The sequence below is a fragment of the Bacillus sp. AFS053548 genome (genome assembly GCF_002575105.1).
In the GTDB taxonomy this organism is placed as follows: domain Bacteria; phylum Bacillota; class Bacilli; order Bacillales; family Bacillaceae_G; genus Gottfriedia.
The window spans coordinates 16588-37682 of the sequence record NZ_NUHI01000083.1 but is presented as its reverse complement, the minus strand read 5'-3'; the positions used below and the strand labels follow the sequence as shown (position 1 = coordinate 37682).

Genomic DNA, 21095 nt, shown 5'->3' with positions numbered 1-21095 from the left:
CATGAAAAAAATTATTAAGAGATATTTTTAATTCTAAGCAAGAGGTGAAACTATCATGAAAAAACTTGTTGGTTGGCTATTGTTAATCCCATTAATTGATTTAATCTGTTTAACATTACTTGGTAGAGTAATTGGTTCCTTATCAGTATTTCTTTGGCTAATCGGTACGCTTTTGATTGGTATATATATCATGAGAACCGTTTGGGTTACAGTTAAACAACAAGCCGGAGAACAGCTTCGGGCAGGCAAAATGCCAGATTTAATCATGATAGAGGGATTATCATTTTTCCTAATTGGCCTCCTATTTTTTATTCCAGGACCAATTACCGACTTACTGGCAATCGTGTTACTAATTAAACCAATTAGAACCAAGTTTGTTCAACAACTTATTTATTTTGTCATGAAAAGGCTAAAAGGTAATGTTGTTTGGACTGGATTTATAAAGAAATAAACATTAAAAATGCAAAATATTTTTTTATAAGAGACAAAAAACGAGAAAGCAGTTAGCTTTCTCGTTTTTCAGCGTGTTGAAATATAAAATGGTTAAACGTTTTTTAAGTGAATCTTATTGGGTTGATATTATAAAACTGCATAAACATATTAACATTTAAAATCATAAATAGATCATCAAAAAATGAATTATATTATTAAGCGGGAAGGCTGAGAACCCGCAGGCTTGCCGAGGAGGNNCTCCTTTTACGAAAATTTGATAATAAATTGACAAGTTTTTTTCAACAACGTAAAAACGAGAAAGCAGTTAGCTTACTCGTTTTTATTTTGAATTTAATTCGAACCCCTAATATAATACCAAATTTCATGGAAGACTCTTGCTCGATACAAAGTTGATAAAATTACTAAAGTTACTGGACCGGCAATCAATCCTAGTAGACCAAAAAATTTGAAACCAACAAATAACGAGATTAGAGTAGGAAGCGGTTGTAATCCAATATTTGAAGATAGAACTTTTGGCTCTGCAAGTTGTCGTTGGACAATTACAACACCATATAAAATTGCTAGACCAATCGTTAATTTATAATCGCTAGACAAAAATGTATATAAGATCCATGGTACGAAAATTAAGCCGGTTCCTAAGTAAGGAAGTAAGTCGATGAAACCGATTAGAATAGCTATAGTAATTGCAAAAGGAATTCTTAATATTAATAATCCGATTAAGACTAGCACTGTCGTCATAGAAATAAGAGTGATATGTGCTTTAATAAAACCAAATAAAGCTTTTCGTAAATCAATAAAAATAGTTTTGCTGTAATGTTGAATTCGATCTGGGGTGTATTTTGCGAATAAATTTTTTATTTTGTACCAATCTTTACTAATAAAGAATGTTGCTAATAAAGAAACGAATATTAAAGTAGCAGTATTTGGTAATAAAGCGATTACTAGTTTAATTCCTACAATAATTCCGTTTAATGCTTCTTTCCCTAGATTAATTGCAGAATCGCCAATCGATTGTATATTTGTGCGAATCGTTTGTTGTTGACCAGCACCGAGTTGACTATATTTACTCATAATTAAGTCATATAAAGGAATCACCTTATCAGTAACAATATTTTCAACGAAATAAATTAATCGTTCAAAGCTTTCTGGAACAACTTGAATTAAATAGGTTGAACCTGAAATGATTTCCGTAATTAGTAATGTAAATAATCCTGCTAGGACAGCTAAAAGTAAAATAATTGATAAAAATGCTGCTATTCCTCTTGGTATTCTGGCTTTTTCGTTTAATAAATTTACTAGTGGATTTAAAAGGTATGCGATGATTAAAGCAATGATGAAAGGGTATGTAAGTTTTGAGATGAATAGTGCCACGTAAAGACCTATAATAGTACATGCGATTACAAATAAAAACCGAATGATCTGAAAAACTAAAGTTCTATTCAAACTTTTACCTCCTTCCAAAGTGAAATGAGTCCTCTTGTCTTATTTTATCAAGAATTATTTTTTTATAATAGTAAAGTTTGATAGTATTTATTAATAAATTATACATTAAGGGGATACTAACAAATGAGTGAATCGACAATTTTTCTCTTAGTTTTATTATTAATTGGTGCAATTGCTAAAAATAAATCTTTAATTATTTCAATTATAGTATTGTTAGTACTAAAATATACTCCTCTAGGAGTTCGAGTATTTCCTTATATGCAATCAAAAGGTATTAATTTAGGTGTAACAATCATTACGATTGCTGTATTAGTACCAATCGCTACGGGTGAAATCGGTTTTAAAAATTTGATTGATGCATTAAAAACCCCTGTTGCCTGGATCGCACTACTCTCTGGTATCGCCGTGGCTCTTTTGGCAAAAGGTGGAGTACAATTATTAGCTACTAGTCCACAAATAACAGCAGCATTAGTACTAGGTACTGTATTGTCTGTAGCGGTATTTAAAGGGGTTGCAGTAGGGCCTTTAATTGGAGCTGGAATCGCATATCTATTCATTTGGATTGTAGAATTAATTAAGTAATTGCATAATAATTATATTTTAGTAAATTGTTTTCATTCACAAAAGTCAGATTATTGTTTATAATAAATGATAGTAGGGTTCCTTTCTATGTATACTCGGTAATTTAAAAGAGTTATACCAGTATATATATGTATTAAATACTAGGGAAATTTTTGCGTAAAGGAGAGAGGGGAATATGACAGTTAAAAGTGGTTTAGAGGGTGTTGTGGCAGCTACGACTTCTATAAGTTCTATTATTGATGATACATTAACGTATGTAGGTATCGGTATTGATGAATTAGCAGAATATGCAAGTTTTGAAGAAGTAGTATATTTATTATGGCATCGCAAGTTACCAAATAAGGATCAACTTAAAAAACTTTCTTCTCAATTAGCAGATAATGCTGAATTACCAGAAGAAGTTATTACTTACTTAAAATCAACTAATTTAAAAAATGTACATCCTATGACTGTATTACGTACAGTTATTTCAATGCTTGCATTGTATGACAAAAATGCTGAAGCAATGGACTCAGATTCAAATTATCTTAAAGCAATCCAACTTCAAGCTAAAATTTCAACATTTGTGGCAGCGTTTTCTCGAATTCGTCAGGGGCTTGAACCAGTCGCTCCTAATAAAGATTTATCATTTTCAGCTAACTTCTTATACATGCTAACAGGTGATAAACCTAATGATATTGCAGAAGAAGCTATTAATAAGGCTTTAGTACTACATGCTGATCATGAATTAAATGCTTCAACATTTACTGCACGCGTTTGCGTAGCGACATTATCTGATATTTATTCAGGTATTACAGCTGCAATTGGAGCTTTAAAAGGTCCATTACACGGCGGAGCAAATGAAAGCGTTATGAAAATGTTAGCTGAAATCGGTGAGATTGAAAATGTTGAATCTTACATTCAAGAGAAAATGGATGCTAAAGCTAAAATTATGGGATTCGGACATCGAGTATACCGTGGTGGGGACCCACGTGCGAAACATTTAAAAGAAATGTCTCGTCAATTAGGTGCAATTACTGGAGAGATAAAATGGTACACAATGTCTGAAAAAATTGAAGAACTTGTTACAACTCAAAAGAATATTCCACCAAATGTTGATTTCTACTCTGCATCTGTTTATCACAGCTTAGGAATTGAACATGATTTATTCACTCCAATCTTTGCTATTAGCCGTATGTCTGGCTGGACTGCTCACATTTTAGAACAATATGAAAATAATCGTATTATTCGTCCGCGTGCAGATTATACAGGACCAGAGAAAAACTCTTACATTCCAATTGAAGAGCGTGCATAAGGAAGTAATTGAATACTTAAAATAGTATTTAATATTCGAATAATAGTGGTATAGTAAAGAGAGGAAGAGGAATCTTCCTCTCAAAAGCATGTATTTTAATGAATTTAATTTATTTATACAAGGGGGAGCATGTAATGCAAGCTGAAAAAATTACATTAGTAGACGGCCAATTAAACGTGCCAAACAATCCAATTATTCCTTTTATTGAAGGCGACGGTACAGGCCCAGATATTTGGGCAGCATCTTCACGTGTTTTAGATGCAGCTGTTGAAAAAGCATATAATGGTAATCGTAAAATTGAATGGAAAGAAGTTCTTGCTGGTGAAAAAGCATTTAATGTTACTGGTGAATGGTTACCTCAAGAAACTTTAAACTTAATTGAAGAGTACATGATCGCAATTAAAGGACCTCTAACAACTCCAGTTGGTGGCGGTATTCGTTCTTTAAACGTTGCTCTACGTCAAGAATTAGATTTATTTGTGTGCTTACGTCCTGTACGTTACTTTGAAGGTGTACCTTCACCAGTTAAACGTCCTGAAGATACAGATATGGTAATTTTCCGTGAAAACACTGAAGATATCTATGCTGGTATCGAATATGAAAAAGGTTCTGAAGCAGTTCAAAAAGTTATCGAATTCTTACAAAAAGAAATGGGTGTTAATAAAATCCGTTTCCCAGAAACATCTGGTATCGGTATTAAACCAATTTCTGAAGAAGGTACAAAACGTCTTGTACGTGCAGCAATTAATTATGCAATTCAAGAAAACCGTAAATCTTTAACTTTAGTTCATAAAGGTAATATCATGAAATTTACTGAAGGTGCATTTAAGAACTGGGGTTATGAAGTTGCTGAGCAAGAATTCGGCGATAAAGTATTTACATGGGCAGAATACGATCGCATCGTAGAAACAAGCGGTAAAGATGCTGCTAACAAAGCAATGGATGAAGCTGAAAAAGCTGGCAAAATCCTAGTAAAAGACAGCATTGCTGATATCTTCTTACAACAAATTTTAACTAGACCACGTGAGTTCGATGTAGTAGCTACAATGAACTTAAATGGTGACTATATTTCTGATGCACTTGCTGCTCAAGTTGGTGGAATTGGAATCGCTCCTGGAGCAAATATCAACTACGAAACTGGACATGCTATTTTTGAAGCTACTCATGGTACAGCACCTAAATACGCTGGATTAGATAAAGTAAACCCATCTTCAGTTATTCTTTCTGGAGTATTAATGCTTGAGCATATGGGTTGGAGTGAAGCAGCTTCTATGATTCTTAAGTCAATGGAAAAAACAATCGCTTCAAAAGTTGTTACTTATGACTTTGCTCGTCTAATGGATGGAGCTACTGAAGTGAAATGTTCTGAATTTGCAAGCGAATTAATTTCAAATATGGAATCAGTTCTTGTATAATTAAATTGTGTTTGTAAACAAAAGGGAGGTATTTGTATGTCAATTCGTAGACGTAAAATTTCCGTAGTAGGTGCTGGATTTACTGGTGCTACAACAGCTTTCTTGCTTGCACAAAAAGAATTAGGGGATGTAGTAATAGTGGATATTCCACAACTAGAGAACCCTACTAAGGGCAAAGCCTTAGATATGCTTGAAGCAAGTCCAGTTCAAGGATTTGATGCTAACATTATTGGTACTAGTGATTATGCTGACACAGCTAATTCAGATGTAGTAGTAATCACAGCAGGTATCGCTCGTAAACCGGGTATGAGCCGTGATGATCTAGTATCAACTAACTCAAACATCATGAAAGCAGTTACTCGTGAAATCGTAAAATACTCTCCTAACTGTACAATCGTTGTTTTAACTAATCCGGTTGATGCAATGACTTATACAGTATACAAAGAAGCTGGTTTTCCTAAACACCGCGTTATTGGACAATCTGGAGTTCTTGACACAGCTCGTTTTAGAACGTTTGTAGCTCAAGAATTAAATTTATCAGTTAAAGATATTTCTGGATTTGTTTTAGGTGGTCATGGAGACGATATGGTACCATTAGTGCGTTATTCATATGCTGGTGGTATTCCATTAGAAAAATTAATTCCAAAAGATCGTTTAGATGCTATTGTTGAACGTACTCGTAAGGGTGGCGGAGAAATCGTTAATCTACTAGGTAACGGAAGTGCTTATTATGCACCTGCTGCATCTTTAGTAGAAATGGTTGAAGCTATACTTAAGGATCAACGTCGCGTGTTACCTACAATCGCTTATTTAGAAGGCGAATATGGGTATAGCGGTATTTACTTAGGAGTTCCTACAATTATTGGCGGAAACGGTATTGAACAAATTATCGAATTAGATTTAACCGCTGAAGAAAAAACAGCGTTAGATCGTTCAGTTGCAGCTGTCAAAAACGTTATGAACGTTTTAGCTTAAAAAGAAGACCCACAAGATAATTTCTAATTACCTTGTGGGTCTTTGATTTTTAGCCTACTTTAATATTCACCTTTAATAACAAAATACGAGCCACGAATCGTTCCAGCTAATTTAGACTTCTGTCTAGCAAACTTAAACTTCTCTACTAACTCCATTGGAATTTCCATTCCGTCAGAAAGTTTAAAACCAACAGCACGCTTTTTAGGATCATCAACGGTATACATAACATTTACCGAAAGTCCATCCTCATAAAAGACGTAGGTAAATTTAATATTTTCCACTTGAAAACGAGAAGTTTCTAAAGGTTTAGCAGCGAATACGATATCACGTTCTTCTTTCAAAATACGGTTAACATAATCAAGTGTCTCCTGACTTTCACTGGCAGGAACAACCGTAAATTCATGTTTGTACTTGTTCATAAAATAACGAGCTTCATTAGCGCGTAAACCAGCAAGTGCATCTACTACTGGGGAAGACTCTAAACCAACCGTAGACACATTTTTAAAATCAACTGTATAAGACATGTCCATCTCTCCTTTTCACTTAGCCAAACTTCAATTTAAGCATCTTATCTACTAAATTATACCAAAAACTTATGCATCCGAATGATATTTCACGGTATAAGTATGTACAAATTTTTTATGCAACAAACCATATGATTTTCAAGCAAGGTAAACAGATTTAAAAGGTAGTATCTAACCGGAGTATTTAAATTACTTATAAAGGAGAAAGATAGAATTTTATCTTCCATAAGGGGGAAAATATGAATAGACGAATATTAAAATTTTTTATAAGTTTTTTATAAAAAATTTGCCGATTAAGAAGGAAATTTGCTGTTGTTTATCGAATTTTTAAAATATTAAGATAAACAGGGGGTTTAATATGTTAACTAAAAAAGCAAAAATCGGACGAAAACTTGAAGACATTTCAATTGGTGAAAAGTTAATTGTAACAGAACATATTGATGAAAAACATATTTACTTATACCTGGCTTTAACAGGCGATACAAACCCATTATATACTCAATACAACTATGCTTCGCAAACAAAATATAATAAACCGATTGTTCCAAGTTTTATTATAAGCGGGTTAGTTTCTGCAGCAGTTACAAAACATTTACCTGGCCCAGGAAGTCATATAATTAAAAAAGAACTACAATTCGATCAACATATATATCACAATGAAACAATTTCTATTCATTTTGAAGTAGTTGAAATTAACTTAGATTTAAATGAAGTATTTATTAATGTAAGCGTTTTAAATAAAACACAAACTGAAATTGCTAATGGAAAACTGACAGTAATTCCACCAACCGTAAACCAATCGAATGCTCTTCTATATGAAAATTTTTAACTTAAAGAATGTCTACTGACATTCTTTTTTTGTTGTTTTGCTTTTGTAGGAACTTTCCATCCCTGCTTTTTACGTTTTACGTCTGATAGAATTTTTAGTATGATTAAAAAGTAGATATAGATAAATAAATAGGACCAAATGGATGAGGGTTTAACAATGACCTGGAGGAATATGAAATGAACAATAAAATTCTTGTAGTTGACGATGAAGAGCATATCTTAACTTTAATCAAATTTAACCTAGAACAGGCAGGCTTTCAAGTTGTTACAGCTACTGATGGGGAAGAAGGTTTACAAAAGGCTGTAGAGGAAAAACCGGAATTAATTGTTCTAGATCTAATGCTACCTAAAAAAGATGGTATGGAAGTTTGTAAAGAATTAAGACTTCAAAGAAATACTACTCCTATTTTAATGGTTACAGCAAAAGATGATGAATTTGATAAAGTGTTAGGACTTGAACTTGGTGCTGATGATTACATGACAAAACCATTTAGCCCAAGAGAAGTTGTAGCTAGAGTTAAAGCTATTTTAAGAAGATCTAAAATTACTGAGACACCAGTACAGTCAAACGACGACGCTGATACATTAATAATAGCTGATTTAAAAATCCTACCTGAGTACTATGAAGCATATTTCCAAGGTGAAAAACTGGAGTTAACACCTAAGGAATTTGAGTTATTATTATATTTAACGAAAAATAAAGGTAGAGTATTAACTCGAGATCAATTATTAAGTGCCGTTTGGAATTATGATTTTGCTGGAGACACTAGAATTGTCGATGTTCATATTAGCCATTTAAGAGAAAAAATTGAACTAGACTCGAAAAAACCAGTTTATATAAAAACAATTCGTGGATTAGGTTATAAATTAGAGGAACCAAGATTAAATGAGTAATCTAAATCGAAAATTGCTCTATGGATTCTCTGCAATAATAATCGTTATTCTTGTTATATTAGGTATCGTACTAGGGCAAATATTTAAATCCTTTTATATGACAAACTATGATCAAAGAATTGAGAAAGAGACTAACTTAATTGCTTCAATAATGGAGTCGAATACACCATTAACAAAGAATATATCTAATCAAACGTTAAAAAAGATATCTAAGGACTTAAATATCGATATTATTTTATTTGATGATCATTATAATCTGATCGCTAAATCTAGCAATGAGAATGTGGAATTGAATATATCATCAAAGAATTTAAAAGTTTATTTAGAACGACTTGATAAAGTAGAGAATGCGGCTAAATTTATCGAAAAAGATTCTGCAGCTAAATATTATGGCAAGAAAATAACAGATAAACATGGTAATAAGCAATTTTTGATTGTTGATTATTCAACTAAGTCAATCAAAGAAGTTTACCGAAGCATTTGGATGTTATTATTTTCATTATTAGGTTTTGTTTTATTTGCTATCATAATTTTACTGATCCGTTACTCGCATCAATTTTCAAAACCAATTGAAGATATTACACAAGTTGCAATAGAATTATCCAAAGGTAATTATAAAGCTAGAACATTAGCCGAAAGTAATGAATCGACAACAATGCTAAGTCAAGCAATGAATGTTCTTGCAAAAAATCTACAAGAAATGACTAGTCAACAAGAAATGCAGCAAGATCGTTTAAACACATTGATCCATAATATTGGTAGCGGAGTTGTTTTAATTAATAGTAGAGGTCATGTAAACCTTATTAATAAAACATATCGAGAAACGTTCAAAATTGACTCCAGAAGTATACTGGGGGAGCTTTATTATGACGCATTTAAACATAAAGAAGTTATTGAAATTGTGGAAGAAATTTTTCTAAAAGAAATAAAAGTTAGAAAGCAAATCATTCTGCCATTATCAATTGAAAGAAAACATTTTGAAATATATGGTGCACCAATTATTGGGATAAATCACGAGTGGAAAGGAATCGTTCTTGTTTTCCATGACATAAGTGAATTAAAGAAATTAGAGCAAGTTCGAAAAGATTTTTTTGCAAATGTATCTCACGAGCTTAAAACGCCAATTACATCTATTAAAGGTTTTACTGAAACTCTACTAGATGGAGCAATGGAAAATGATGAGTTATGTAAAAACTTCTTATCGATTATTTTAACGGAAAGTGATCGTATGCAGACACTTATTCAAGATTTGTTAGACCTTTCAAAAATTGAGCAACAAAATTTCAAATTAGATCTTGCAGAAGTATCCGCAAAACAAGTTATTGAAGATGTAGAGCAAATGCTTAATCAAAAAGCAGAAGAGAAGAATATAGACTTCAAATTATACTTAAATAGTCCGTTAGTTGTCTATGCTGATGCGTTAAGATTAAAACAAGTAATTATTAATTTAGTTGATAACGCAATTCACTATACTCCAGCTGGTGGTAAAGTATTTATTACTGCTTCTGAGACAAATGATCATATTGTTTTAAGGGTCAATGACACAGGAGTTGGAATTGGAAAGGAAGACATATCTCGTATTTTTGAACGTTTTTACAGAGTAGATAAGGCAAGAAGTAGGAACTCTGGAGGGACAGGCCTAGGACTAGCGATCGTAAAACATCTTGTCGAAGCTCATAAAGGCAAAATCGAAGTTGAAAGTAAACTAGGTCATGGGACATCATTCATTGTAACATTAAATAAAAATATTTCGATGTGACATTTACAATGTTTTTACATTGTATTTATTAATAATTAATAAAAAATTGTTATAGTTATGATGAAAACCCCTTCATCCAAGGAGTTGTCTTAAACCGGGAGTATTTATACTTCCGGGATTTTTTATATTTAATACTGTTTTATTTTTTCTTTAAGGTGTCCATACTAGTGGATACCTTTTTTATTGCACTTTAAGATCGTATAAATTGGCAGCGAGTAATCGCGCTCAAAGTAAACACCAATTTTAGGAATAAAGTATAAATGCAACTACGCCTCTACCTAAAAGGCTTGTCAGACGATGAGTTTTCTTTATCTGATCATATTACTTTTATAATTTTTGGGGAAATTATGAGTGTTGAATCATACATCGGAGGGTGGATACAGATGTACGAATACGAATTTGTAAAAGTTAACACGAAATCATCAAATCGTCATTATTATGATGTAGTTGGGAACTATGCTAAAAGTGGCTGGCGCCTTCATCAGGTTGTAAACAATCAGCAAGCAATAGAAGGTTCATGTGTTGAACTAATTTTTGAGCGAGAAATCGACTTAAATTAATTACAGAGGTAGTCTTACGATTCATTCTTAAAAGTCATAATTATTCAACTTTAATCTCAAGTGAATAAAAACTTTTAATATGCCTGAATCAAAGACGACCTCTTTTTCTTTTATGAATAGTTCGTGTTAAAATGTTAAGAGCAAGGAAATGAGGAAACGATTAATTTCTTGAAAAGATAAAGTATGAAATAAAAATTATACATAAAATGATAGTGAGATTTGTAATTGGAAGGGGATCTATTTTGAAGAAGAAATTGGTTTTAATTGATGGGAATAGTATTGCCTATAGAGCTTTCTTTGCATTGCCACTTTTGAGTAATGATAAAGGTGTACATACGAATGCAATTTATGGATTTACTATGATGTTAATGAAAATTCTTGAAGATGAAAAACCGACTCATATGCTTGTTGCATTTGATGCAGGGAAAACAACATTTAGACATAGTACATTTAAAGAATATAAAGGTGGAAGACAAAAGACTCCACCAGAGTTAAGTGAACAGTTTCCGCTTGTTCGCCAGCTATTAGATACATACGGAATTGCACGTTATGAATTAGAGAATTATGAAGCAGATGACATTATTGGTACACTTGCAGGTCAAGCTTCTAAAGATGAATATGAAGTAAAGGTTATCTCAGGTGATCGAGATTTATTACAGCTAGTCGATGATCGTATTACAGTAAGTATGACTAAAAAAGGTATTACTGAGGTTGAAGAATATACTCCTGCAGCAATTCATGAAAAGTATGAGATTACACCTGATCAAATTATTGATATGAAAGGATTAATGGGTGATAAATCTGATAATATTCCTGGCGTACCAGGTATTGGGGAAAAGACTGCAATTAAACTTTTAAAACAGTTTCAAACAGTAGAAGGTCTTTATGAAAATATAGAGGAAGTAAGTGGAGCAAAGCTTCTTCAAAATTTAAGTGAAAATAAAGATCAAGCCTTAATGAGTAAACAATTAGCGACAATTAATAAAAACTCACCAATTGAATTAACTGTAAATGACACAACGCTTCCGGAAGCCGATACGAATAAAGTAGCGGAATTTTTCAAATCTCTTGGTTTTACATCATTGTTAGCTAAATTGGATATCAAAGAATCGATTGAAGAACTAGAAGAGATTAACTATGAAGTACTAGATTCAATTGAAGAGAAACATCTAGCTAATCATTCTAGCTTAATCGTTGAAATGATCGGAGAAAATTATCATACAGAAGAAATTCAAGGATTTGGTTTTTCAAATGAAAAAGGTCATTTCTTTATTCCAACAGCTGTAGGGTTAGAGTCGGATTTATTTAAAAAATGGCTCGAGGATGAGCGTGTTTACAAGAATGTATATGATGCAAAAGGTGCTTATGTTGCACTAAAGTGGAGAGGGATTAATTTAAATGGTGTTAATTTCGACCCATTACTTGCTTCATATATATATGACCCTGCCCAGTCTAATAAAGAATTTGCTGATATTGTAAATGGTAAAATAGATTTTTCAATTCAAACCGCAGAAACGATTTATGGTAAGGGTGCAAAGCAAACTAAGCCATCAGATGAAGTTTTATCAGAATATATTGTTCGTAAAACAATTGCTATTGGCAAATTAAAAGAAACTTTAGAAGAATCATTGCGAAAAAATAGTCAATTTGAACTACTAACAGAATTAGAATTACCATTAACGTTTATTTTAGGTGATATGGAATTTGAAGGAGTAACAGTTAGAGAAGAGACTCTTCGTACGATGGGTTCAGAACTAGCTAATACCTTAAAAGAGCTTGAAGAGAATATTTATGTGTTAGCTGGTGAAAAATTCAATATTAATTCACCAAAGCAATTAGGTGTTATATTATTTGAAAAGTTAAATTTACCATCTGGTAAAAAAACAAAAACTGGTTATTCGACTTCTGCTGATGTACTTGAAAAATTAGAGGCAGAACATGAAATCATTGGATTAATTCTTCACTATCGTCAAGTAGGGAAATTAAATTCTACTTATGTAGAAGGTTTACTAAAAGTAATAAATGAATCAGATTCCAAGGTTCATACACGATTTAATCAAGTATTGGCACAAACTGGTCGTTTAAGTTCAATTGATCCTAACCTGCAAAACATTCCAATTCGTTTAGAAGAAGGTAGAAAAATTAGAAAAGCTTTTGTCGCATCTAAAAAAGACTGGCTGATCTTTGCTGCCGATTATTCTCAAATTGAATTAAGGGTATTGGCTCATATAGCACAAGACGATAATTTAATGGATGCATTTAAAAATGACTTTGATGTTCATACAAAGACCGCTATGGATGTTTTCCATGTTAGTGCTGATGAGGTAACAAGTAATATGAGAAGACAAGCAAAAGCTGTTAACTTTGGGATTGTATATGGAATTAGTGATTATGGATTATCACAAGGATTAGGTATTACAAGAAAAGAAGCGTCTATATTTATTGAAAAGTACTTTGCTAGTTTTCCAAAAGTAAAAGATTATATGTCAGATATTGTTCAAAAGGCTAAACTAGATGGCTTTGTAAGTACAATCTTAAATAGACGTCGTTATATTCCTGAAATTTCAAGCTCAAACTTTAATGTTCGTGGATTTGCTGAAAGAACAGCGATGAATACCCCAATCCAAGGTAGTGCTGCAGATATCATTAAAAAGGCTATGATTTTATTAGATGAGCGTCTTAAAGCAGAAAAACTTCAGGCAAAATTAATTTTACAAGTACATGATGAATTAATATTAGAGGCTCCGAAAGAAGAATTAGCAATTTTAGAAAAAATCGTACCAGAAGTAATGGAACATGCTGTCGAGCTAGTAGTGCCATTAAAGGTTGATTATAATTTTGGAGATTCTTGGTTTGAAGCAAAATAAATAGATAGGATGACTTTGTATGCCTGAATTACCAGAAGTTGAAACGGTCAGACGAACTTTACTGGATCTAATAGTTGGGAAAACAATCTCAACAGTAATCGTTTCATGGGGAAAAATAATAAAGAAACCTAATGAAGTAGATGAGTTTCAGATTTTACTAAAAGGTCAAACAGTAGAAAATATAAATCGTCGAGGTAAGTTTCTACTATTTCAATTAAGTGATTTTACACTTGTTTCGCATTTAAGAATGGAAGGGAAATTTCGAGTGTTCCCAGCGGAAGAACCTGTCGCACCTCATACTCATGTTCGATTCCTATTTGAAGATGGAACAGAACTTCGGTATCAAGATGTTCGTAAATTTGGCACAATGCATTTATTTAATAAAGGTGAAGAGAATGAGGGACCACCACTTGCTAAATTAGGTCCAGAGCCATTTTCCGATGAATTTACTGCTGATTATTTAAGAAAAAAGCTCGAAAATACAAACCGAAAAATTAAAGTCGTTTTATTAGATCAGGAATTAGTAGTCGGTTTAGGCAATATTTATGTTGATGAGGTTTTGTTTAGGGCTAAGATTCATCCGGAAACACCTGCATCATCATTAAAGCCTAAACAAATAAAAATACTTGCAGAATCCATTACAGCAACTTTACAAGAGGCTGTGGATTTAGGTGGAAGCACAATTCGATCTTATGTAAATTCACAAGGTCAAATAGGAACTTTTCAAGATATCATTAAAGTATATGGCAGAAAGGGTTTAGAGTGTCATAATTGCGGCCAACCAATAGAAAAAATAAAAGTTGGCGGCAGAGGTACTTCTTTTTGCCCGGTCTGTCAGCCTAAAAAAAATTAACATAAGGTTCCTTTCTTTCATACTATATCAAGAGTACGAAAGAGAGGAGCCTATTTTTATGGTAAATATGCTATCATTAATACTACTAGCATGCGCACTAAGCTTAGATAGTTGCAGTGTTGGTTTTACTTATGGACTTCGAAAAGTAAAAATTCCTTTAAAATCAATCATTACAATTGCATCTTGTTCAGGGATCATCTTAATGACATCCATGGGGATTGGGCATGCAATTACAGACTTTTTTTCACCAATAATAGCAAAAAGAATCGGAGGATTTGTACTTGTATGTATAGGTTTATGGGTACTTTTTCAATTTTACCGATCAAATAAAGGATCAAATATAGAAGAAAAGAATGAGATTGAAGATAAAGGGATTGACTGGGAATTTGAAATTCTAGGTGTAGTCGTAAAAATTTTAAAGAAGCCTACAACTGCAGACATAGATCGTTCAGGTAGTATTAATGGATTGGAAGCGATGTTACTTGGGTTTGCACTTTCTCTTGATGCCTTTGGGGCTGGTATAGGTGCATCATTACTTGGATTTTCTCCACTATTAACGGCAATCGTAACATCTACTGCAAGTGCTTTATTCTTATTATTTGGTATGAAATTAGGAAATGTGTTATCGAAAACATTGTGGCTTCAAAAGTTAACTTTTTTACCAGGTGTTTTTTTAATATTAATTGGATTAATGAAGATGTAATAAAAATTATGAAAGAGTGTATCCGAATGGGTTTATTCCATTTGGTCCTCTTTATCTAGTGTTAGGAGAATAAAAGATGGGTAAAATTTTTGGACTAACTGGTAGCATTGCAAGTGGAAAAAGTACAGTTTCCAAATTCTTAAAGGAATTAAATGTTCCAATTGTTGATGCAGACGTAATTGCAAAAGAAGTGGTTGAAATTGGACAACCTGCATATAAAAAAATTGTTGAGGCTTTCGGAAGTGAGATTCTTTTAGATTCTGGTGAAATTAATCGACCATTTCTCGGAAGTATTATTTTTAATAGTAAAGAAAAGCGCTTACAACTCAATGAAATAGTACATCCGGAAGTCAGACGTGAAATGAAAGAACAAGCTGATCGATACATAAAACAAGGTGAACCACTTGTTATTTTAGATATTCCCCTTTTATATGAGGGTAACTCAATTGAATTGGTGGAAAAAGTAATTGTAGTGTCAGTGTCGGAAGAAAATCAACTAAAGCGTTTGATGATTCGTAATGGTTTATCGAAAGAGGATGCACTTTTACGTATTGCATCCCAAATACCGGTTAAAGAAAAAGCGGCACGAGCTGACTATGTAATAAATAACAATGGTGACTTTGAGGATACAAAAAGACAAGTTAAAGACCTATTAAATAAAATTATTTCATAAAATAATGTAAATAGTTTAACCAAAATCCGAGTTATGTGTTATACTAATTGCAGGGATATAATAAACAGTATAACTTAATTGGGGGTTTACTTATGGTAAATGTAGCAATAAATGGATTTGGTCGAATTGGACGCATGGTTTTCCGTCAAGCAATTAAAAATGGAGATTATAATATCGTTGCAATTAATGCAAGTTATCCTTCTGAAACTTTAGCGCACTTAATTAAATATGATACAGTTCATGGCAAGTTTGATGGTGAAGTAATTGCAAATGCAGATCATTTAATCGTTGATGGTAAGCGTGTGGAATTAATTAGTGAAAGAAATCCTGAGTTACTTCCATGGAACGAGCTAAATGTTGATATAGTAATTGAAGCAACTGGAAAATTTAATGATGCTGAAAAAGCAAAAATGCACATTACTGCAGGAGCTCAAAAAGTAATTTTAACAGCACCTGGTAAAAATGAAGATATCACAGTAGTAATTGGCGTAAATGATGATAAATTAGACCTAGAAAATCATCATATTATTTCAAACGCATCTTGTACAACTAACTGTTTAGCGCCAGTTGTAAAAGTATTAGATGAGCAATTTGGTATTGTTAATGGATTAATGACAACTGTTCATTCATTTACAAATGATCAAAAAAATATTGATAATCCACATAAAGATTTACGTCGTGCACGTGCTTGCAGTCAATCAATTATTCCAACAACTACAGGTGCAGCAAAAGCATTATCTAAAGTACTTCCACATTTAAATGGTAAGTTACATGGTATGGCTTTACGTGTTCCTACTCCAAACGTATCACTTGTTGACTTAGTTGTTGACTTAAAGAGAGAAGTAACTGTTGAAGAAATTAATGAAGTATTTGAAACAGCTTCTAAAGGTTCAATGCACGGAATTATCGAATATTGTAACGAACCATTAGTATCAATTGATTTTAATACAAATACACACTCTGCAATTATCGATGCTCTTTCTACAATGGTAATCGATGGTACAAAAGTTAAAGTATTAACTTGGTATGATAATGAGTGGGGCTACTCAAGACGCGTAGTTGACTTAGTGTCAATCGTTGCATCTAAAATAAAAAAGCTTGAAACTGTTTAATCATTAAAATATTGTACTTATAAAAAATTGTAAACGAATACAAAAGGCTAACTAGTTTATCTGGTTAGTCTTTTTGAAGTTGTATGACATATTGAGTAATAATGTGAATTTATGACTACATAAAAGGGTGAAGTATGACTTAATATCTATGAAAGAAGAACGTTGAACTAGGATTAGAAAAAATTTTTAAGACCAGAAAAAGTTAAAAATCCTCTTAAAAGGCATGGCTTCTATTTAACTTGCTTTTCTTGTCATTCCCGCGTTTTTAAATCTGCCTGACGCAATTTCTTCACAATTAATTTAGTAAATAACAAAAAAATAAAATTTATCTTGCAATTCAAATTTAAAAAAAGTATACTAACTTTCGTGAACTTCTAAAAGTATAACTAATTACTTAAAGGGTTAGGACCTCTTTGGACTAACTTTCCCCCGTGGTAGTTGATCATACTTTCGCAATAGAAGTCATGACAAATTATTTTAAGGGGGAAATGAATATGGATACTATGGGTCGTCACGTCATTTCAGAATTATGGGGTTGTAATACAGAAAAATTAAATGATATGAAATTTATTGAGGAAACTTTTGTTGATGCTGCGTTACGCTCTGGTGCAGAAGTTCGTGAAGTTGCTTTTCACAAGTTCGCTCCTCATGGCGTTAGTGGTGTCGTAATCATTTCAGAATCACATTTAACTATTCACAGTTTTCCTGAGCATGGTTATGCAAGTATCGATGTTTACACTTGCGGTGATAGAATTGATCCGAATGTAGCTGCAAACTTTATCGCTGAAGCTTTAGAAGCTGATACTCGCGAAAACGTTGAGTTACCAAGAGGAATGGGTCCCATTCAAGTAGATAATGTAAAAGTTGTAAATGGTAACTAAAAAGAATTGAGAGAGGTGATTTTTCATCTCTCTTTTTTGTTTTTTGATATAAAGAGTATAGCATAATGCCTCATTTAGGTTACATATGGAGCGGAAACAGATGATTTAAACATTCTAGTTTCCAATACTCTATTTTGAGAATGAACTAGCTTTACATAGTGAAAAATATTTCCATTAACATAAAATAATGAAATTTCGTTGATTAAGACGAAAATAGGCTTTGTGACATTTAAGAAATAAACTTTAGTTTATTTTGAATTTGTTATAGTATAGAGTTATAATAATACGTTTAAACAATTAAGTGTTTGGAGTTGAACTATAACGATGAGATGTCCAACGTGTAACTTTAATGGGACAAGAGTACTTGATAGTAGACCAGTAGATGAAGGTCGTTCAATTAGAAGAAGACGTGAATGTGAAGAATGTCAGCATCGTTTTACAACTTTTGAGCGAGTTGAAGATAATCCTATTTTAGTTGTAAAAAAAGAGGGAGCTCGTGAAGAATTTAGTAAAGATAAGATGTTAAGAGGACTAATCAAAGCGTGTGAAAAACGCCCTGTCTCTTTATCTCAGCTAGAAGATATTATTCATAGCATTGAAAAGGAATTAAAAAATAGTGGCACTTCAGAAGTTCCAAGTGAAGTTCTAGGTGAAATGGTCATGGAGCATTTATCTAAAGTTGATGAAGTTGCATACGTACGATTTGCATCAGTTTATCGTCAATTTAAAGATATTAATGTATTCATTGATGAATTAAAAGATTTAATTAACAAAGAGCGAGGTAAAGACGAATAATACTTCGCTCTTTTGATTCAAGAAAGGAATGTTTGAATGTCTATTGATAAGCAACATTGGATGGATGTTCTACCTGCGGATCCTTATACTGTAATGGCAGCTGGGTATTTACATAATTTTCATAGGCAAGTATTGACGATGTTGTATCAACCAATAATTGGTAGTCAAGCTTTAAGTTTATATATGACGCTTTGGAGTGAATGTGAACAAACGGACCTTAATCCTAATACGTTAACACATCATTCTTTAATGCTTGGAATGAAAAGTAATTTAAAATCAATTTATGAACAAAGATTAATCCTTGAAGGAATCGGCTTACTTAAAGTTTATGAAGGATTTGAAAATAGTACAAAAAAGCTTCTATATGAGCTTCAATCTCCGCTAGATCCTCATTCTTTTTTCGAAGACCCTATCCTAAATATTTTTCTGTTTAAAACAATTGGAAAAACACAATATCAACGAACTAAAACCTTTTTTAGTAGACAGGCATTTTCGAAAGAAGGGTTTCGTGAGATTTCACGTTCATTTGATTCGGTATTCCAAGCAATTACTGTTGAGCAATTAAATGAAATTCAGCAAAGTAACGATCTTTCTACGTCACATGATCATAGAATTTTACAAGACAATCAGCCAATTAAAATATCTGTCAAAATGGAAGAGTTTGACTATGCTTTATTTTTAGATGGAATTTCAGATTCATTTGTTCCAAAAAGAGCATTTACTACAGAAGTAAAAGAAACAATTTTAAAACTTGCATTTTTATATGGAATAAATCCAATTCAAATGAAAACAATTGTTATGCGCTCATTAAATGAAGACAATAAAATCAATATTGAGACGCTTCGACTTGAAGCAAGAGACTGGTATCAATTCCAACATCATGAAGCTCTGCCTACAATTGTAGAAAAAGTTCAACCCATTCAGCATAGACTAATGATCAATGAGCAGCCATCAACTCAAGAAGAAAAATTAATTCATTGCTTCGAAACGATATCTCCTCGCAGGTACCTTAAGGAGATATCTGGTGGAGCTGAACCAAGTGAAGCAGATTTGAAAATTATCGAAGAGATTATGATTGATCAAAAGCTTCTACCTGGAGTCGCAAATGTGTTAATTGACTATGTAATGATCCGTTTAGATAAAAAGCTTTCTAGAAATTACGTAATTAAGATAGCAAGTCATTGGGCGAGAAAAGGTGTAACAACAGTTAAACAGGCTATGGATCTTGCCCGTAAAGAGTTTGAAGAAACTAAACAGAGTGCAACTGCTGCAAAAACTCGCTCAAGTAATAGACGAAATAAGACAATTCGAACTGAGATTGTACCTGACTGGCTCCAATCGAGTGAGTCGAATGATTCACAGACTGCAACGGCAACAATCAATAACCAAAATGATTCTTCGATAGATGAAGAGCGAAAACGATTAGAAAAAGAACTAGAAATGTTTAAAAATAAAAAGAAACGTTAAATGGGAGGACGCTGATGGAACCTATTCAAAACGCATTTAGTGCATTAATGAAAAATAAACAATTCCAGGACACATTTCAAAAAATGCGACAAGAAGTCCGTAGTCACCCAAAAATAATTTCATTTTTAAATGAGCATAAAAATGAAATTACGGATCAAATGATTGATAGTAGCCTAGTTAAGCTATATGAGTATATTGGACAAAGTGTCAATTGTGAAGATTGCCCATCTTTTAATGAGTGTAAAAATATGGTGCATGGTTATCATCCTCATTTGATTATTCAAGGAAAACGCATTGATGTACAATATGATCGTTGTCCAAATGGTGTGAAAAATGATAAACGCAAAAAACATGAATCATTGATAAAATGCATGTACTTACCAAAGGATATTCTTCAAGCTTCTATGTCAAACTTGTCTTTAGAAGACCCTGGCCGTTTTGAAGCAATTTCTGCTGCTAGACAGTTTATTATGAACTATGAAAAAGGAAAAATGGCTCAAGGTTTATATTTACATGGTCCATTTGGGGTTGGAAAAACGTTTATTCTTGGGGCTATAGCAAATGAACTAGCAGAGGAAGAAATAACTTCAATGCTCGTTTATTTACCAGAATTTTTACGCGAACTAAAAAGCTCTATTAGTGATGGCACATTAGAGGAAAAAATTGAGGCTGTAAAAAAAGTGGAAGTTCTAATGTTAGATGATATTGGTGCAGAGCAAATGTCTAGTTGGGCAAGAGATGAAATATTAGGTACAATTCTTCAATATCGCATGCTAGAAAAATTGCCTACCTTCTTTACATCTAATGCTGATTTAAATCAATTAGAGCATCACTTAACATATTCTCAACGTGGAGAAGAAGAAAGAGTTAAAGCAGCACGTATTGTAGATCGTGTTAAGTTTTTAGCTAAACCAGTTAAAATTTCTGGTTCAAATTTAAGACATTCATAAAAAAATCAAAAAATGGCGTAAAATCACAAATTACTAAGTGATTTTGCGTCATTTTTTAATTATTTCT

The 21095-nt window shown here is 32.6% G+C and carries 20 protein-coding genes; 18 read left to right on the top strand and 2 right to left on the bottom strand.

Translation table 11 applies throughout. The annotated features are described in order from the left end of the window. Nucleotides 1–55: 55 nt before the first annotated feature. Nucleotides 56–451, top strand: coding sequence for an FxsA family protein (locus CN946_RS21135; protein ID WP_098862872.1), 396 nt, complete (start codon nucleotides 56–58; stop codon nucleotides 449–451). A gap of 332 nt (nucleotides 452–783) precedes the next feature. On the opposite strand, the gene ytvI is transcribed toward CN946_RS21135, so the two are convergent. Continuing rightward, the gene (gene ytvI, locus CN946_RS21130; protein ID WP_098862871.1) at nucleotides 784–1896 is read right to left on the bottom strand and encodes a sporulation integral membrane protein YtvI; all 1113 of its coding nucleotides are present in this window, start codon (nucleotides 1894–1896) and stop codon (nucleotides 784–786) included. Nucleotides 1897–2019: 123 nt separating this feature from the next. Here ytvI and CN946_RS21125 point away from each other — a divergent pair, with 123 nt between their 5' ends. The 4 genes from CN946_RS21125 (at nucleotide 2020) to mdh (ending at nucleotide 6162) form a co-directional block, all read left to right on the top strand. Beyond that, nucleotides 2020–2478 (top strand): DUF441 domain-containing protein, encoded by a 459-nt coding sequence (locus tag CN946_RS21125; RefSeq protein WP_098862870.1) that lies wholly within the window; start codon nucleotides 2020–2022, stop codon nucleotides 2476–2478. A gap of 175 nt (nucleotides 2479–2653) precedes the next feature. Beyond that, complete coding sequence (gene citZ / locus CN946_RS21120; protein ID WP_098862869.1) at nucleotides 2654–3772, top strand: citrate synthase; 1119 nt, start codon at nucleotides 2654–2656, stop codon at nucleotides 3770–3772. Nucleotides 3773–3906: 134 nt separating this feature from the next. Next, nucleotides 3907–5187, top strand: coding sequence for an NADP-dependent isocitrate dehydrogenase (gene icd, locus CN946_RS21115; RefSeq protein ID WP_098862868.1), 1281 nt, complete (start codon nucleotides 3907–3909; stop codon nucleotides 5185–5187). A 36-nt stretch (nucleotides 5188–5223) separates the two neighbouring features. Continuing rightward, nucleotides 5224–6162 (top strand): malate dehydrogenase, encoded by a 939-nt coding sequence (gene mdh, locus CN946_RS21110; RefSeq protein ID WP_098862867.1) that lies wholly within the window; start codon nucleotides 5224–5226, stop codon nucleotides 6160–6162. Between the two features lie 59 nt (nucleotides 6163–6221). On the opposite strand, the gene CN946_RS21105 is transcribed toward mdh, so the two are convergent. Further along, on the bottom strand, nucleotides 6222–6686 hold the full coding sequence (locus tag CN946_RS21105; protein ID WP_025568414.1) for a hypothetical protein: 465 nt from the start codon (nucleotides 6684–6686) through the stop codon (nucleotides 6222–6224). A 358-nt stretch (nucleotides 6687–7044) separates the two neighbouring features. Here CN946_RS21105 and CN946_RS21100 point away from each other — a divergent pair, with 358 nt between their 5' ends. The 13 genes from CN946_RS21100 (at nucleotide 7045) to dnaI (ending at nucleotide 21028) form a co-directional block, all read left to right on the top strand. After that, nucleotides 7045–7515: a MaoC/PaaZ C-terminal domain-containing protein gene (locus tag CN946_RS21100; protein ID WP_098862866.1), complete on the top strand. Its 471-nt coding sequence runs from the start codon at nucleotides 7045–7047 to the stop codon at nucleotides 7513–7515. 176 nt (nucleotides 7516–7691) lie between these two features. Beyond that, on the top strand, nucleotides 7692–8408 hold the full coding sequence (locus CN946_RS21095; RefSeq protein ID WP_056472254.1) for a response regulator transcription factor: 717 nt from the start codon (nucleotides 7692–7694) through the stop codon (nucleotides 8406–8408). Then, entirely contained in the window at nucleotides 8401–10167 is a 1767-nt protein-coding gene (pnpS, locus tag CN946_RS21090) for a two-component system histidine kinase PnpS (RefSeq protein ID WP_098862865.1), read from the top strand. The genes CN946_RS21095 and pnpS overlap by 8 nt, the downstream gene beginning before the upstream one ends. A gap of 383 nt (nucleotides 10168–10550) precedes the next feature. Beyond that, nucleotides 10551–10727, top strand: coding sequence for a DUF4177 domain-containing protein (locus CN946_RS23620; protein WP_167555369.1), 177 nt, complete (start codon nucleotides 10551–10553; stop codon nucleotides 10725–10727). A gap of 206 nt (nucleotides 10728–10933) precedes the next feature. Next, entirely contained in the window at nucleotides 10934–13594 is a 2661-nt protein-coding gene (polA, locus tag CN946_RS21080) for a DNA polymerase I (protein ID WP_098862863.1), read from the top strand. A 19-nt stretch (nucleotides 13595–13613) separates the two neighbouring features. After that, nucleotides 13614–14447: a DNA-formamidopyrimidine glycosylase gene (gene mutM, locus CN946_RS21075; protein WP_098426581.1), complete on the top strand. Its 834-nt coding sequence runs from the start codon at nucleotides 13614–13616 to the stop codon at nucleotides 14445–14447. A gap of 19 nt (nucleotides 14448–14466) precedes the next feature. Then, on the top strand, nucleotides 14467–15150 hold the full coding sequence (gene ytaF / locus CN946_RS21070; protein ID WP_286134016.1) for a sporulation membrane protein YtaF: 684 nt from the start codon (nucleotides 14467–14469) through the stop codon (nucleotides 15148–15150). A 76-nt stretch (nucleotides 15151–15226) separates the two neighbouring features. Continuing rightward, a complete protein-coding gene (coaE, locus tag CN946_RS21065) occupies nucleotides 15227–15823 on the top strand; it encodes a dephospho-CoA kinase (RefSeq protein WP_098862862.1) in 597 nt (198 codons plus the stop codon). 92 nt (nucleotides 15824–15915) lie between these two features. After that, entirely contained in the window at nucleotides 15916–16935 is a 1020-nt protein-coding gene (locus tag CN946_RS21060; protein WP_098862861.1) for a glyceraldehyde-3-phosphate dehydrogenase, read from the top strand. Nucleotides 16936–17429: 494 nt separating this feature from the next. Then, nucleotides 17430–17816, top strand: a complete 387-nt coding sequence (speD, locus tag CN946_RS21055; protein WP_088013420.1) for an adenosylmethionine decarboxylase — start codon at nucleotides 17430–17432, stop codon at nucleotides 17814–17816. Nucleotides 17817–18140: 324 nt separating this feature from the next. After that, complete coding sequence (nrdR, locus tag CN946_RS21050) at nucleotides 18141–18611, top strand: transcriptional regulator NrdR (RefSeq protein WP_025568424.1); 471 nt, start codon at nucleotides 18141–18143, stop codon at nucleotides 18609–18611. 36 nt (nucleotides 18612–18647) lie between these two features. Continuing rightward, entirely contained in the window at nucleotides 18648–20078 is a 1431-nt protein-coding gene (locus CN946_RS21045; RefSeq protein ID WP_098862860.1) for a replication initiation and membrane attachment family protein, read from the top strand. 14 nt (nucleotides 20079–20092) lie between these two features. Further along, on the top strand, nucleotides 20093–21028 hold the full coding sequence (dnaI, locus tag CN946_RS21040) for a primosomal protein DnaI (protein WP_098862859.1): 936 nt from the start codon (nucleotides 20093–20095) through the stop codon (nucleotides 21026–21028). Nucleotides 21029–21095: the final 67 nt, after the last annotated feature.